The organism is Ruegeria sp. 6PALISEP08 (genome assembly GCF_001238295.1).
In the GTDB taxonomy this organism is placed as follows: Bacteria; Pseudomonadota; Alphaproteobacteria; order Rhodobacterales; family Rhodobacteraceae; genus Ruegeria.
Window position 1 is genome coordinate 419,228 of record NZ_LGXZ01000001.1, and the last position, 15,526, is coordinate 434,753.

The 15,526-nt window shown below is 58.3% G+C and carries 12 protein-coding genes; 8 read left to right on the top strand and 4 right to left on the bottom strand.

The genetic code is table 11. From position 1 onward, the window contains the following. Positions 1-329: 329 nt before the first annotated feature. Positions 330-3,950: a vitamin B12-dependent ribonucleotide reductase gene (locus tag ALB80_RS02140; protein ID WP_050602356.1), complete on the top strand. Its 3,621-nt coding sequence runs from the start codon at positions 330-332 to the stop codon at positions 3,948-3,950. A 539-nt stretch (positions 3,951-4,489) separates the two neighbouring features. Further along, positions 4,490-4,735 (top strand): hypothetical protein, encoded by a 246-nt coding sequence (locus ALB80_RS02145; RefSeq protein WP_083445164.1) that lies wholly within the window; start codon positions 4,490-4,492, stop codon positions 4,733-4,735. 43 nt (positions 4,736-4,778) lie between these two features. Here ALB80_RS02145 and ALB80_RS02150 read toward each other — a convergent pair whose 3' ends face one another. Then, complete coding sequence (locus ALB80_RS02150) at positions 4,779-6,323, bottom strand: trimethylamine methyltransferase family protein (protein WP_050602358.1); 1,545 nt, start codon at positions 6,321-6,323, stop codon at positions 4,779-4,781. A gap of 403 nt (positions 6,324-6,726) precedes the next feature. Between ALB80_RS02150 and ALB80_RS02155 the strand changes: the two genes are divergently transcribed. Continuing rightward, a complete protein-coding gene (locus tag ALB80_RS02155) occupies positions 6,727-7,257 on the top strand; it encodes an outer membrane protein (RefSeq protein ID WP_050602359.1) in 531 nt (176 codons plus the stop codon). Positions 7,258-7,260: 3 nt separating this feature from the next. On the opposite strand, the gene ALB80_RS02160 is transcribed toward ALB80_RS02155, so the two are convergent. Next, a complete protein-coding gene (locus tag ALB80_RS02160) occupies positions 7,261-8,445 on the bottom strand; it encodes a pyridoxal phosphate-dependent aminotransferase (RefSeq protein ID WP_050602360.1) in 1,185 nt (394 codons plus the stop codon). A gap of 57 nt (positions 8,446-8,502) precedes the next feature. After that, entirely contained in the window at positions 8,503-8,847 is a 345-nt protein-coding gene (locus ALB80_RS02165) for an MmcQ/YjbR family DNA-binding protein (protein ID WP_050602361.1), read from the bottom strand. 218 nt (positions 8,848-9,065) lie between these two features. On the opposite strand from ALB80_RS02165, the gene cysS reads away from it, so the two are divergent. From cysS to ALB80_RS02180, 3 genes are read left to right on the top strand one after another with little or no spacing between them, the layout of a single operon-like run. Then, positions 9,066-10,463 carry a cysteine--tRNA ligase gene (gene cysS / locus ALB80_RS02170; protein WP_050602362.1) on the top strand — a complete coding sequence of 466 codons (1,398 nt, stop codon included), beginning with the start codon at positions 9,066-9,068 and terminating at the stop codon, positions 10,461-10,463. Beyond that, the gene (cimA, locus tag ALB80_RS02175) at positions 10,463-12,097 is read left to right on the top strand and encodes a citramalate synthase (protein ID WP_050602363.1); all 1,635 of its coding nucleotides are present in this window, start codon (positions 10,463-10,465) and stop codon (positions 12,095-12,097) included. The genes cysS and cimA overlap by 1 nt, the downstream gene beginning before the upstream one ends. Beyond that, positions 12,094-12,879, top strand: coding sequence for a squalene/phytoene synthase family protein (locus tag ALB80_RS02180; RefSeq protein WP_050602364.1), 786 nt, complete (start codon positions 12,094-12,096; stop codon positions 12,877-12,879). Before cimA ends, ALB80_RS02180 begins: the two co-directional genes overlap by 4 nt. On the opposite strand, the gene ALB80_RS02185 is transcribed toward ALB80_RS02180, so the two are convergent. Then, complete coding sequence (locus tag ALB80_RS02185; protein ID WP_050602365.1) at positions 12,880-14,106, bottom strand: MFS transporter; 1,227 nt, start codon at positions 14,104-14,106, stop codon at positions 12,880-12,882. A gap of 97 nt (positions 14,107-14,203) precedes the next feature. Between ALB80_RS02185 and ALB80_RS02190 the strand changes: the two genes are divergently transcribed. Beyond that, positions 14,204-14,836, top strand: a complete 633-nt coding sequence (locus tag ALB80_RS02190) for a DNA-3-methyladenine glycosylase (protein ID WP_050602572.1) — start codon at positions 14,204-14,206, stop codon at positions 14,834-14,836. Further along, the gene (locus ALB80_RS02195) at positions 14,833-15,498 is read left to right on the top strand and encodes an alpha/beta hydrolase (RefSeq protein ID WP_050602366.1); all 666 of its coding nucleotides are present in this window, start codon (positions 14,833-14,835) and stop codon (positions 15,496-15,498) included. Before ALB80_RS02190 ends, ALB80_RS02195 begins: the two co-directional genes overlap by 4 nt. The last annotated feature ends 28 nt before the right edge of the window (positions 15,499-15,526 follow it).

The window sequence follows — 15,526 nt, forward strand, 5'->3', positions numbered from 1 at the left end:
GATGGGCGGGCTTCCGCAGCGCTCAGGTCAACAAAAAAGATTTCAAAAATGGCTGAAAAAGGGCGTTGACCTTCTATGGTAACATACGCCAAATTGTATGAGCCAACGAGAGTGCCACAATATCTGGTGTCCAAACCGGAACAGGCAGCGGGCGAGGGTCGGACAAGCACAAAAGATTAACGTGCAGCCGCAATAGCGGTTTTTAAGCTGTCTCAGACAGTGACCAATACCTTTGCGAGCTCTTCTCTGGGCGTTGCGGGCGACACCCAGCAACACAAGATTTGGTGTCGGGAATCGAAAATTGAGCTGTTTTAATCAGGGCTGCGGACATGAAGATTGAGAGAAGTTTTACCAAACCAGATCAGGATGCTTACGCAGAACTGGATTTTGTGTCCGCAACGTCTGAAATCCGAAATCCTGACGGTACAATTGTTTTTCGTCTCGACAATATCGAAGTGCCCGCAAGCTGGTCTCAGGTAGCCAGCGACGTGATCGCGCAGAAATACTTCCGCAAGGCAGGCGTTCCTTCCAAGCTGAAAAAAGTAAAAGAGAAAGACGTTCCCGAATTCCTGTGGCGCTCGGTCCCTGCGGATGGCGCTGAGTTCGATGGGGAGACATCCTCGAAGCAAGTTTTCGACCGTCTGGCCGGCGCGTGGGCGTATTGGGGCTGGAAGGGTGGCTATTTCTCGACCGAGGATGACGCACGCGCTTACTTTGATGAGATGCGCTATATGTTGGCGACTCAGCGCGCCGCGCCGAACAGCCCGCAGTGGTTCAACACCGGCCTGCACTGGGCCTATGGCATCGACGGCCCGGCGCAGGGGCACCACTATGTCGATTACAAAACCGGCAAGTTGACCAAATCGAAATCCGCTTACGAACACCCGCAACCACACGCGTGTTTCATTCAGTCCGTTGATGACGATCTGGTGAACGAAGGCGGCATCATGGATCTGTGGGTGCGCGAGGCGCGCCTGTTCAAATACGGCTCTGGTACCGGGACCAACTTCAGCCATCTGCGTGCAGAAGGCGAGGCGCTGTCGGGTGGCGGCAAGTCCTCGGGCCTGATGGGCTTTCTCAAGATCGGCGATCGCGCCGCTGGCGCGATCAAATCAGGCGGAACAACCCGTCGGGCAGCAAAGATGGTAATCGTCGATGCAGATCACCCAGACATCGAGAAATTCATCGAATGGAAGGTGATTGAAGAGCAGAAAGTGGCCTCGATCGTTGCCGGATCGAAGATGCACGAGAAGATGCTGAACGGCATTTTCGAGGCCATTCGCACATGGGACGGTGTAGCTGATGACGCTTATGATCCCAACGCAAACGACGCGTTGAAGAAGGCAGTTCGCGAGGCGAAAAAGGTCGCGATCCCTGAAACTTACATCAAGCGTGTTCTGGATTACGCCAAGCAGGGTCACGACAGTATCGAATTCCCGACCTACGACACGGACTGGGATTCGGAAGCCTATAGCTCGGTCTCGGGTCAGAACTCGAACAACTCGATCCGCGTGACAAACGCGTTCCTGACCGCTGTACAGAAAGACGCCGATTGGGAATTGATCAACCGCACCGATGGCAAGGTCGCCCGTACCGTCAAAGCGCGCGATCTGTGGGAAAAGGTCGGCCACGCCGCCTGGGCCTGTGCCGATCCGGGTATTCAGTTCCACGACACCGTAAACGAGTGGCACACTTGCCCAAAAGACGGTGAGATTCGCGGCTCGAACCCGTGCTCGGAATACATGTTCCTTGACGACACGGCCTGTAACCTAGCGTCAATGAATCTGCTGACCTTCCTGAAGGATGGTGAGTTCCAGGCGGCCGATTACATGCACGCCTCGCGCCTGTGGACCCTGACGCTGGAAATCTCGGTGACCATGGCGCAGTTCCCGTCGAAGGAAATCGCCCAGCTGTCTTACGACTTCCGCACGCTGGGTCTGGGTTATGCCAATATCGGCGGTCTGCTGATGAACATGAGCTACAGCTATGACTCGGATGAGGGGCGGGCGATCTGCGGCGCGCTGACCGCGATCATGACCGGTGTGGCTTATGCAACCTCGGCTGAAATCGCCGGTGAGCTTGGCCCGTTCAAAGGTTACGAGCGCAACGCCGACCACATGCTGCGCGTTATCCGCAACCACCGCCGCGCGTCGCAGGGTGTGACGGATGGCTATGAGAAACTGGCGGTTAAGCCGGTGCCTCTGGATCACGGCAACTGCCCGGATAAACGTCTGGTCGATCTGGCCATGTCGGCCTGGGATGAAGCGCTGAGCCTGGGTGAAAAGAATGGCTATCGCAACGCGCAGGCCACCGTGATCGCGCCAACAGGTACCATCGGTCTGGTGATGGATTGCGACACCACCGGCATCGAGCCTGACTTTGCGCTGGTCAAATTCAAGAAGCTGGCCGGTGGCGGTTACTTCAAGATCATCAACCGCTCGGTACCGTCGGCACTTGAAAAGCTGGGATATTCCTCGTCTCAAATCGAAGAGATCGTCGGCTATGCGGTCGGGCACGGCACCATCGGCAACGCGCCGGGGATCAACCATACGTCGCTGACCGGTCATGGCTTTGGCCCCAACGAGTTGGCCAAAGTGGACGCCGCGCTGGAAAGCGCCTTCGACATCCGGTTCGTCTTCAACCAATGGACCCTGGGCGAGGACTTCTGCACGGGCGTTCTTGGCATCCCGGCGACCAAACTGAACGATCCGACCTTCGATCTGCTGCGGCATCTGGGCTTTACCCGTGCGGATATCGAGGCAGCCAACGACCACGTTTGCGGAACCATGACGCTGGAAGGGGCGCCGCACCTGAAGGAAGAGCACTATTCGATCTTCGACTGCGCGAATCCGTGCGGCAAGAAAGGCAAGCGTTTCCTTGGGGTTGATAGCCACATCACCATGATGGCGGCGGCGCAAAGCTTCATCTCGGGGGCGATCTCAAAAACGATCAACATGCCGAATGACGCGACAATCGAGGATTGCCAGAAAGCCTATGAGCTTAGCTGGTCGTTGGGTGTGAAGGCTAACGCGCTTTATCGTGACGGCTCGAAACTGTCGCAGCCGCTGGCGGCTGCACTGGTCGAGGATGACGATGAAGCGGCAGAAGTGCTGGAAAGCGGTTCGATGCAGGAAAAGGCCGTCGTCCTGGCAGAAAAGGTGATCGAGAAGGTTGTGGTCAAAGAGATCATCCGCAGCCATCGTGAGAAACTGCCGCATCGCCGCAAGGGGTATACCCAGAAGGCAATCGTTGGTGGCCACAAAGTATACCTGCGGACAGGTGAATTCGAAGACGGTCAGCTGGGCGAGATTTTCATCGACATGCATAAGGAAGGCGCAGGCTTCCGGGCAATGATGAACAACTTTGCCATCGCGGTCTCGGTTGGTCTGCAATACGGCGTGCCGTTGGAAGAGTTTGTTGATGCCTTCACCTTCACCAAGTTCGAACCGGCGGGGATGGTGCAGGGTAACGATTCGATCAAGAATGCGACGTCGATCCTGGATTATATCTTCCGCGAACTGGCCGTGTCTTATCTGGACCGCACCGATCTGGCCCATGTGAAACCCGAAGGCGCAAGCTTTGATGATTTGGGTCGTGGTGAGGAGGAAGGTGTCTCGAACGTCTCAGAGATCAGTGAAACTGCGGCATCCAAGTCCTTGGAAGTGCTAAAACAAATCAGCTCAACCGGCTACTTGCGCAAGCGCCTGCCGCAAGATCTGGCTGTGTTCAACGCGGGTAAGGCCGAGCTGGGTGGTATGGCTGAAACGGCCGCTGCCTTCGAAGCTCCCGTCGTGGAAAGTGCTGTAGCCACGGGAATGGACGCCCGCACCAAAGCCAAGATGCAGGGCTACGAAGGTGACCCTTGTGGCGAATGCGGAAACTACACGCTGGTGCGCAACGGCACTTGCATGAAGTGCAACACCTGCGGCGCGACAAGCGGGTGTAGCTAAAGAATAACGCCCCGGCACCCCGGGGCGTAGGGGTCGGACGCTGCCCTTGGTTACCGACCCCGACGAATACGGAGTAAAGGTCTGAGACTTACCAACTGACCTTTCTCCACTCGGTCGACATGCCCGTGTTGGCCGGGAACAGGGTGGGGCGGAATATTTGCTCTTTCCCACTCTTTCACGGGGCGGGTGCGCTCGCCCCATGCGCAGTCCAGGCCGCAGGCAAAAAAATACCGGGCGGTCAACGAAATGAGCCTGGAAGGCGAAACTGACAGGGGGCTTCGGCCCCCTTTCTTTTTGCGCCGAGTCGCCGAGTTAAGCGCCGTTTTGCCGGAACAGGCAGGAATTGTCGGGAAAGTCTCGCCGAACGGGGTAAGGCGGAGTTTTGCCCGGCGGCGCTTTGCACACCCGATTCGGGCAAACACGCAAGGATTGGCGCGAATCCTTGGTGTTCGCGCAAAACGGGTGACGCCTTCGGTGTTACGGTGTTTCTGGGGCCTGTCCGGACGAAGACATAATCAACCTAATCAGGAGGCACCAACATGAAACCGCAGTATTTAATTGGAATGTCCATCGCGGCAATGACCCTGCCGGGAATGGTCTTGGCCCAATCCACAGCCGATGCCAATGGCGATGGCGTTCTGACCATCGAGGAAGTTCAGGCCGTTGTGCCGAGCGTGGACGCAGATACATTTTCGACGATGGACGCCAACGGCGACGGAGCGTTGGACGCAGATGAAATAGCCGTCGCTCAGGAAGCGGGGCTTCTTCCGCCCAATAACGGCTGATCCGGTGGGCGGCCCGAGTATCTTCGGGCCGCCCTTTCGCGTGCTATGCGGGCAAATGAATGTTGAACTTTTGCCGAAGCTCTGCGTCAAGAAGCGGGTCGAACTTCGCCGCTGACGGGGCAGACAGGATCTCTTCCTTGCGGGCTATTGCCTTTTCGACCAGATCCGGTTTGCCGAGTTCCACCCATTCCTTGGGTGAGGAGCGGTCGCCGAACGTTGGATAAACGTAATCGGCCTGCATCCGGCTAAGCGTTGCTTCCGTTCCCAGAAAATGACCCGGGCCACCCATGCAGACTGATGCGATCTGATCCAGGGCCAGAGTTTCGTCCGACACTTCGATCCCGCGGACACAGCGTTGTGCTTGACCGATCAAATCGTCGCTGAGTATCAGGCTTTCGAAACAGAAGCCCAGCAAAGACGCGTGCATACCCGCAGCCTCATACACCATGTTCAACCCGGACAGACCTGCCATCACGTTCGAACACATCTGTTCCCATCCGGCCTGCATGTCCGGAAGCTTCGAATCCGAGGCTCCTGCGGCCGCACCGCCGGGCAGGTCGTAGAACCGGTGCATCTGAGCGCAGCCCGCCGTCAGCAAAGCCTGTTCGCCAGACCCGATGGACATCGCACCTGTCCGCAAGTCCAGACCAAAGGGCCAGGTGCCAAAAACAGCAGGGGCGCCGGGCCTTACGGCGTTTACATAAACCAGTCCTGCCAGACATTCAGCGGTCGCCTGCGCGATTGCTCCGGCTATGGTCGAAGGCGCGGTGGCACCGGCCATCCCGGCGGACAATAGCAGAACCGGCATACCGGCCTTGATGCATTCCTCCATCACTTCGCAGCTTTCGGTCGCGAATTTCATCGGCGGAACCACAAAGCAGTTCGAGTTCGAAACAAACGGCCGCTCGCGGTATTTGTCTTCACCGCCCGCGATCATGTAGATCATCTCCATCGCAGGGGCGACGTGGCTGGGTTCGGTGAAAGATGTGCCGATATGTTTGAAAGTTCCGGAACAGCTGGCGTAGATCGTGTTCAGGTCCATCTCGAGGTTATCCGCGATGTCGCGGCAGACCATTGGGCGTTGAACAAAGTGTATGTTGTCAAGCTGTTGGCAGATACGAGCCGCATCATGCAAGTCTTGCACGGTTGAGTCGCGATATTCACGTCCGTGAACGTCGACCATGGATACGGCGGCTCCAGCCGTGCCATAATGTACTTTGGTTCCCGTCAGTTCCAGATCGGTTTTTCCGTCCCGGCTGTACATAGTGACCGAGCGGTTTGCCTTTGCAATCGTGTCTTCAACCAAGGCACGCGGAAACCGGATGCGGCCATCGTCGCCCAGGGTGCAGCCAGCTCCGACCAGATAATCGATGCCGCTTTGGGGTGCATCCGCCAACCCGATCGTCTCAAGGGCGGTCAGGGCGGCCTCATGGATGCGTTCGATCTGTGCCTGTGTAAGAACATTCAGAACGCCGCCTTCCATTCCGGGGCGTACAGGGCGCAAATGCTCGGGCAGGGCGGATGCACGGGCGGCGCGACGCGCGGCGCGGCCGCCACTGCGGGATGTGTTGCGGGATTGGTCGTTCATTTGGGTTTTCCGGTCGTTGAGTGCTGTCGTGGGGTGCAGGGAAAACGCCTTTACGGCCGTCCTCGTGCGGCACGCCCACGATCCGCACCGATGGTGCGGCTGATCAAACTGATCTTCCAATCGTGGTCAGTCATTCTGCCTCTCAACATTTGATCCGACGTTTTCAAAGTAAAGCAACGCAATCTGTCCTGTTTGCGACCTCTGCTTGATTTTGCGACCTACACTGTGTGCCATCCTCAGGATGAAAGCGGGTCGGTGCGGATTTTCTCCCGTTTTGGTAGAATTCTGTTATAGTACCTTCACTTACTATTGAACGTTGTGACCTTTGAATTGAATTCTGACGGAACGGATCACAGATTAAACTGAGATTGCATCTTTAGATCGAAACAAGAGCGGCCTAGCTTTGAAACCGGTTCGGAAACCCCTTTCTGCCTTTATCGCAGCGACCCTGATCGCTGGCGCAAGCCCGAGTTTGGCTGAGGATTGGACCGGTGGATATGTGGGCCTCAGCTTTGGATATGCTGATGCGGATGGGCCAGGAGGGGTCAGCGGTGACGATACCGCTTTTGGGGCCCATGTGGGCTACGATCTGGATTTGGGGAATTTCGTCCTGGGCGGAGAACTGGAATACAACCGCCTATCGCTGGATTTAGGGTCGTCCCAGGGTAGCCTGGACAGCATGACCCGCCTGAAGCTGCGCGGTGGATATGATTTCGGCAGCGCATTGGGATATGTGGTTGTCGGCGCGGCACGGGCTGAAACCTCGGTCGACAGCGATACAGCCGCCGTTTACGGCATCGGCGTAGCCTATCCGATAGGTGAGAACTTTGTAATCAGCGGCGAGGCGCTGCGGCAGAATTTCGACGACGTCACCCGTTCCAGCGGCAGTTTGGATTCCAACGTCTTCAATCTGCGCACCACATTCCGATTTTGACGGCTATTCCGCGGCGTGACGCTGCGCAAGCTGCTCTGCAAAAGAACACAGCGTGGTCAGGGCGCTTGCAAAACGCTCATCTTCGACGGTCATGGCCACTCGAATATGCCCAGCGGCGGCTGAACCAAAGCTCTCTCCCGGCATGACGGCAATGGTGTGCGTATCTAATAGGGCATTGGCAAAATCTTCCCCTGACAGCCCGGTTTTTCGAACGTCCAGCATCAGGTACATCGCGCCTTGCGCTGGCACCAAACCAACGGTGGATTGCGCCTGAAGAATATCCATGGCCAGTGAACGCCGAAGGCGGAACGGAGCGGCAATCTTCTCTTCCAACTCGGGTCCAGCGGTCAGCGCGAAACTGGACGCGTCCTGAATGAAGCCAGGCACGCCATAGGTCGTGTGAGTGGCAAGATTAATCAGATGATCGATAACCTCTTCGGGGCCCACGATCCAACCACAACGCGATCCTGTCATGGCATGAGACTTGGACATCGATCCCACAACGAGCGTCCGATCCGCCATACCTTGCAAAACGCGCGGCGACAGGTGCTCGCCCTCCCAGACCTGCGTATCGTAGACCTCATCCGAGATCAGCCACAGGTCGCGCCTCTGACAGACCTCGGCTATCGCTTCAAGCGATTGACGGGAATAGACCACTCCGGTCGGATTGTTGGGTGTGTTGATCAACAGTGAAACGGCATCGTTAGCCGCTGCATCGATCCAATCGGCGTTGGGTTGAAAGGCATCTTCTGCCGCGGTCGGAACCGCGCGGGCAACTGCTCCGGCCCCGCGAATCGTGCCTGGGTACGTGGCGTAATAGGGGTCGAGGAACAGGCCCACATCGCCCGGATCACACACAGCCATATGGGCCGCAAACAAGGCAGATTGGCCGCCGGGCGTGATCATAACATTGTTGCGCGTTGTTGGAACACCCGTCCGTGTTTGCACCCGTGCCGCAACCGTGTCGCGCAGAAGATCCGTTCCGGGCACCATGGCATAGCCGGTGTGCCCCTCGCGAGCAGACAAGGCCATCGCATGCAGGATCGACGGGTCAGTTCGGACATCATGCTCACCGATCGTCAACTCGGTGACGGCATGTCCCTCGCTCAGCATCCGACGCGCCCGGTAGAACACGTCCCATCCATCGCTGTCGCCGGTCAGATGCGTGATGCGCTCAGAAAGTTTCATAGCAATGCCCCTGGACTCATTTTCGTTGAATGGGGCAGAGCAACAGAGTTTTGTCAATCAGCTTCGCGGCGGCAATGTCGCCTGTAGCTTCTTTGTGAGGGACGCGCGGACAATGTCGTAAGACACCGTCAGGCGATGGCGCAATTCCTCGGGCTCTGCGTCAAACGGTAGACGCACCCAACTGCGATGGAAATAGGGGGCTTTCACCCCCACGCCGGCATCAATCACCATCTGTGCCGTTTCGACGTCGGGCGTTTTGACAGAAACCCCGTCATTTGCCGTGCCGATACAGGCGAACATCTTGCCGCCGACTTTCCACGCGTCATGCCCGCCGCCCCAGGGGTCTGACAACTCGGCTCCGGGGAATTCTTTGCAAATCGCGTTGATGTTACCTCGATCCATGATCTGCACGCTGACTCAGACTACGCGCAACCTCAATACTTGGCTTAAAGATGAACCCGTGCTAACCGAGGGGTATGAACCCGGTGACCTGCACCATTATCTGCTGCATTACCTGCTGATTTATCAAGCGGGCCGGTTTCTTTCGTTTTCATCCCTGAGACAAGTTGCTAAGCCCGCGCCAACGCGCAAGCACATGCTGTTTCTGAGGAGCCCGACCGATGACGACGATCAAGCTGCACAACACGCGGACGCGGACGAAGCAAGACTTCGTACCGATCGACCCTGATAACGTGCGGATGTATGTCTGTGGTCCGACGGTCTATGACCGCGCGCATCTGGGCAACGCCCGTCCGGTGGTTGTTTTTGATGTGCTCTATCGTCTGCTCCGCCACGTCTATGGCGCGGATCACGTGACCTATGTGCGCAACTTCACCGACGTCGACGACAAGATCAACGCCACGGCGCTGGCGCGCAAAAAGGCTGGGGCAAAGGGCACGCTGGAGCAACTGGTGCAGGAACGGTCGGATGAGACCATCGGCTGGTACCTTCATGATATGGGTGCTTTGGGCACGTTGGAGCCTAACGAGATGCCGCGCGCGACCCAGTTTATCGCTCAGATGATTGAAATGATCGAAGACTTGATCGCCAAGGGCCATGCTTACGCCGCCGAAGGCCATGTTCTGTTCGCGGTCGACAGTTGGAAAGAAAGCTACGGCAAGCTGTCTGGCCGGTCGGTCGATGACATGATCGCGGGCGCGCGGGTCGAGGTGGCGCCCTACAAGAAGAACCCGATGGATTTCGTGTTGTGGAAACCCTCTACAGATGAGCTTCCGGGCTGGGGCAGCCCATGGGGACGAGGGCGTCCGGGGTGGCATATCGAATGCTCGGCGATGGCGTATGAACTGTTGGGCGAAAGCTTTGATATTCACGGCGGTGGCAACGACCTGATGTTCCCGCACCACGAGAACGAGATTGCCCAGAGCAAATGCGCTCACCCGCATGGTGAGTTCGCGCGATATTGGCTGCACAACGAGATGCTGCAGGTCGAAGGTAAGAAGATGTCCAAATCGCTGGGCAATTTCTTTACCGTGCATGATCTGCTGGAACAGGGTGTGCCGGGTGAGGTGATCCGGTTTGTGTTCCTGCAGACGCATTACCGCAAGCCGATGGATTGGACCGAGAAAAAGGCTCGCGAGGCTGAAGCGACGCTGCGCAAATGGCGGGCGCTTACAGCGGGCGTCGAACCTGCTGCCAGCGCGGCACCTGAGGTGATCGCGGCGCTGAGCGATGACCTAAATACGGCGGGGGCTATGACCGAGCTTTATCGTCTGGCCTCGGACGGCGATGCGGCTGGTCTGTTGGCGAGCGCGCAGATTCTTGGGTTGCTCTTGCCAGAAATGGGCGCTTGGGCGGATACGACATCTGTGGACCTGACGGCCCATGCGGATCGTTTGGCCGATGCGCGTGTATCCGCCATGCAGAACAAGGATTTCTCGGAAGTTGATCGTCTCAAAGCCGCCTATGTTGCCGCCGGGCTGGAAGTGCGCATGAGCAAGGAAGGTGTTGAACTGGTGCCTGGCACTGGGTTCGATGCCTCCAAGCTGGAGGAGGTCTGATGACCAAAACCCGCCTCTATCTCTACGACACGACCCTGCGCGATGGGCAACAAACGCAAGGGGTGCAGTTCTCGACCGCCGAGAAAGTGCAGATCGCGCAGGCGCTGGATGCCTTAGGTGTGGACTACATCGAAGGCGGTTGGCCCGGAGCGAACCCGACCGACAGCGCGTTTTTCGAGGCTGCGCCGAAGACCTCGGCCCGTCTGACGGCCTTTGGAATGACCAAGCGGGCGGGGCGCTCGGCCGAGAATGATGACGTTCTGGCGGCGGTGATGAATGCGGGCACGAAGGCGGTGTGTCTGGTAGGCAAGTCTCATGATTATCATGTGACCCACGCGCTTGGCATTTCTCTTGAAGAGAACACCGAAAACGTCCGCGCCTCGGTCGCGCATATCGTGGCGCAGGGGCGTGAAGCCCTATTTGACGCGGAACACTTTTTTGACGGATACAAGGACAACCCGGAATACGCGACAGAGGTTTGCCGTGCGGCACTGGAGGCGGGTGCGCGATGGGTTGTGCTATGTGATACCAACGGTGGTGCTTTGCCGACCGAGGTCGGGCGGATCGTGTCCGAAGTCATCGCAGCAGGTTTGCCCGGTGATCGGCTGGGCATTCACACACATAACGACACCGAGAACGCAGTGGCCTGTTCACTGGCAGCGGTCGAGGTTGGCGCGCGTCAGATTCAGGGAACGCTGAATGGATTGGGCGAGCGTTGTGGCAATGCGAACCTGACTGCTTTGATCCCGACGCTGCTGCTGAAGGAACCCTATGCCTCGCAGTTTGAGACCGGTGTAAGTCTGGATGCTCTGGCGGGATTGACCCGTATCAGCCGGATGCTGGACGACGTTCTGAACCGCGTACCCAGCAAACAAGCGGCCTATGTCGGGGCGTCTGCCTTTGCGCATAAAGCGGGGCTGCACGCCAGCGCAATCCTCAAGGATCCGTCGACCTATGAGCATGTGGAGCCCGCAAGCGTCGGCAACACGCGCATCATTCCAATGTCGAACCAGGCGGGGCAGTCGAACCTGCGCAAACGTTTGACCGAAGCCGGGCTAAGCGTTGAGGCGGGTGATCCTGCACTCGGTCGCATCCTTGATCGGATCAAATTGCGTGAAGCGGATGGGTATTCCTATGACACCGCGCAAGCCAGTTTCGAACTGTTGGCGCGGGACGAGTTGGGACAACTGCCCGAGTTCTTTGAAGTCAAACGCTACAAGGTCACGGTTGAGCGGCGGAAGAACAAGTACAACAAGATGGTCAGCCTGTCCGAGGCCGTTGTTGTCGTGAAGGTGGATGGTGAGAAGAAACTGTCCGTCAGCGAATCCATGGACGAATCCGGCAGTGACCGGGGGCCGGTGAACGCTCTGGCCAAGGCGCTGGCGAAGGATCTGGGGCAATATTCGCAAGTCCTGTCAGACATGCGACTGGTCGACTTCAAGGTGCGGATCACACAAGGCGGGACCGAGGCGGTCACGCGCGTCATCATCGACAGCGAGGACGGGCAGGGGCGGCGCTGGTCGACCGTTGGCGTCAGCGCGAACATAGTCGACGCATCGTTCGAGGCTCTGCTGGATGCGATTCAGTGGAAACTGGTACGCGATTGCGACCCGCAGAAGGCGGCGGCTGAGTGAGCGCGGTCTTTGACGACGACGTCAAAGCTTGTGCCGCGCTGGTGCAGCGGGCTGATCCTGATCGATTCCGCGCCGCAATGGCGGCCCCTGTAGCTGCCCGCGCCGTTCTGTTTCCGTTATACGCGCTGAATGTCGAAGTTGCGCGCGCGCCCTGGGTCACGCAAGAGCCGATGATTGCCGAAATGCGGCTGCAATGGTGGCGCGACGCCTTACAGGAAATTGCTGAAGGCACCACTGTGCGACGGCATGAAGTGGTAACGCCGTTGTCCCGTGTACTCTCGCCACATCTGGCCGGTGTCTTGGATGAGTATGTGGCCGTAAGACGTTGGGATATATATCGGGATCCGTTTGAAGATCAGGAGCACTTTGACGCCTATATCAACTACAGCACGGGGTCTTTGTTTGTAGCCTCCGCTCAGGCGCTGGGTGTAGCGGACGAGGATGTGCTGCGCAAATTTGGTTATGCGGTTGGTGTCGCAAACTGGTTTCGCGCGATTCCCGAGTTGGAAAACAGGGGGCGGGTACCTTTGTTGGATGGCACTCCGGAGGGGGTGCGTGCCCTTGCACAATCCGCGCTGGAGCGGCTGAACAAGGCCAGGGCAAACCACCGGGCCGCGATCTCTGCCGAAGCCCGTCCTGCGCTTTCTGCCGGGTGGCTGGCGGACTGGGTGTTGAAACAAGCCGTTGCGCGGCCTGAACGCGTTGCCTCGGGCACGTTGATACCGGGCGAAATGCGGCAACGCCTGTCCCTGATGTGGACAGTCAGCAGCGGGCGCTGGTAATCACGCCCGTTCCGGGTCGGCAGGCCGCAGCACCAACCATAGCAAAGCGCCACCCGCCAGTGTCAGCAGTGGGACCATGGCCAGGTTTACCGCCGTCCAACCTTCGACCGCGGATCCGCCCGAGCAGTTCATCAGACCGCCCGAGGCCAACGAGGCCAATGTGACACCACCAAACACCAGAAGGTCGTTCAGGCCCTGCATCCGGCCACGCTCTTGCGGGTCATGCGAATCCGCCAGCATCGAGGTTGCGCCGATAAAGCCAAAGTTCCAACCAATGCCCAGAAGAACGAGGGCGAGAAAGAAGTTGCCAAGTTCAACCCCTTGCAGAGCAACAACCCCGGCGCTTGCCAAGATTGCGAGGCCCAGCGCCATGATCTTCTCAACACCAAATCGCGCGATCAGATGGCCGGTGAAGAAGCTGGGGATGTACATGGCCAGAACATGGCTTGTGACTACGTCCGCAGCATCATTGGCCGAGAACCCACAGCCGACAACGGCCAGCGGTGTCGAGGTCATCACAAGGTTCATCAATGCGTAAGACACCATCGCACAGATGATTGCCACGGCGATGCGCGGCGTCTTCAGCAATTCGAGCCTTGACCGTCCCTTGGGTTCGTCAGCCGCAGGTTTCGCAGGCGTCGGAATGTCAAGAAAGAAGAACAGGGCCGAACCCAGAACGTTGATCCCGATCACGGCCAGATATGTGCCCAGAAATGGGATGACATAGGCTTCGGAGGTGAGTTTCACAATCTGAGGACCTATTATCGCCGCAGCCAAGCCACCGGCCATGACATAAGAAATAGCCTTCGGACGATAAGCGTCCGATGCTGTATCTGCCGCAGCAAACCGGTAGAATCCGTGTGCACTCATGTAGATACCAGTCAGCAGGCTGCCGACAAGGAAGATCGGGAAAGAGCCAAGGAACAGGCCGTAAGCTCCGATTAGCCCACCCAACGCACCAGCGGTTGCACCAACAAGGAACCCCGCACGGCGACCCCAGCGCTGCATTATGGCTGAGATCGGTGTGGCCGCCAGCATTGATCCCAGAACAATCAGGGAAATGGGCAGCGTCGCCAGGCAAGGGTTCGAGGCCAGCGACTGGCCTGCCAGCCCTCCGACAATGAACATCATGGGCATTTGTGCGCCCAGAATGGCCTGTGCGGCCACCAAAACGGCCACGTTGCGCTTGGCTTGACGGTCATCGGGAAGAGTGGAGGTCATGGTCATGGGCGAATGGTTATCGGCTAAGTCTTTGCGGCACAAGCGGCTTGCATCTGTGGCACATGCGCCTAACGTGCCCATGAACACCGAGCAGGGAGGCCGCATGTCCGTAGGCCGCATTATCGAAACGCCTGATTGCGTGGCCGAAGGGGCCGAATGGCTGGTCCAAACCTGCCCGCGCATGGCTTACGCTATCGAACAAACAGGCCCGCTGCCTCTGCGCCGTCGCCCGGATGGTTTCGCGCAACTGCTGAGCGCAATTGTCAGCCAGCAGGTCAGCGTGGCTTCGGCTCGTGCGATCTGGAAACGGTTGCAGGATGCTAAACTGACGGGTCCGCGCAAGATCAAGTGGGCCACAGATGACGATCTGCGCGCCGTGGGGTTGAGCCGTCAGAAGATCCGCTATGCACGGGCGCTGGCTGAGGCGCGCATTGATTACAAAGCGTTGCGCGATGCCCCTGATGCCGAGGTCGTATCCACTCTGACACAAGTTTCTGGGATCGGCGTTTGGACGGCCGAGATTTATGCAATGTTTTCATTGGGCCGCGCGGACGTAATCGCGCCTGGCGATCTGGCGCTGCAAGAGGCCGCGCGCGTCCTCTATGACCTGCCCAACCGTCCCACAGACAAGGAACTGCGCCAAATGGCCGAGCCGTGGTCGCCATGGCGATCGGTTGCGGCGCGAGTGCTGTGGGCCTATTACCGGGTTGATAAACAAAGAGAAGGGATCAGATGACACGGGTTTTGAATGCGCTGAGGAAAGAGCCTGTTTCGGGTGACACGCGCTCGGTCGTGGTGTTCGTGCATGGTTATGGCGCAAACGGTGCTGACTTGCTGGGGTTGGCTGATCCGCTGGGCGAACATCTGCCCGACACCCTGTTTGTGGCCCCCGACGCGCCCGAACAGATTCCAGGCATGCCCAACGGGTTTCAGTGGTTCCCGATCCCTTGGATCGACGGCTCGTCCGAGGAAGAGGCGCGTCGGGGCATGGAAATGGCGGTCGAGGACTTTGACGCCTTTCTGGACGCCCTGATGGTGGACGAAGACGTGTTGCCCGAGCAGGTTGTTCTTTTCGGTTTCAGCCAAGGCACGATGATGAGCCTGCACGTTGCCCCGCGCCGCGAAGACCCTGTGGCCGGGATTGTCGCCTTTTCCGGCCGGTTGCTGGAACCCGATCTTCTGCCCGACGAAACCGTAAGCCGGATGCCAGTCCTGCTGGTGCATGGCGATGCTGACGACGTTGTGCCGCCGCAATCACTGCCCGAGGCTGCCGAAGCCTTGCAGGCCGCAGACTTCAAAGAGGTCTATGCGCATGTCATGAAAGGCACCGGGCACGGCATTGCACCAGACGGGCTAAGCGTTGCGCTGGCCTTCATGCGCGACAAGCTGAGTCTTTAGCCTTTGAGATCAGATCGGTGGAGCGCTC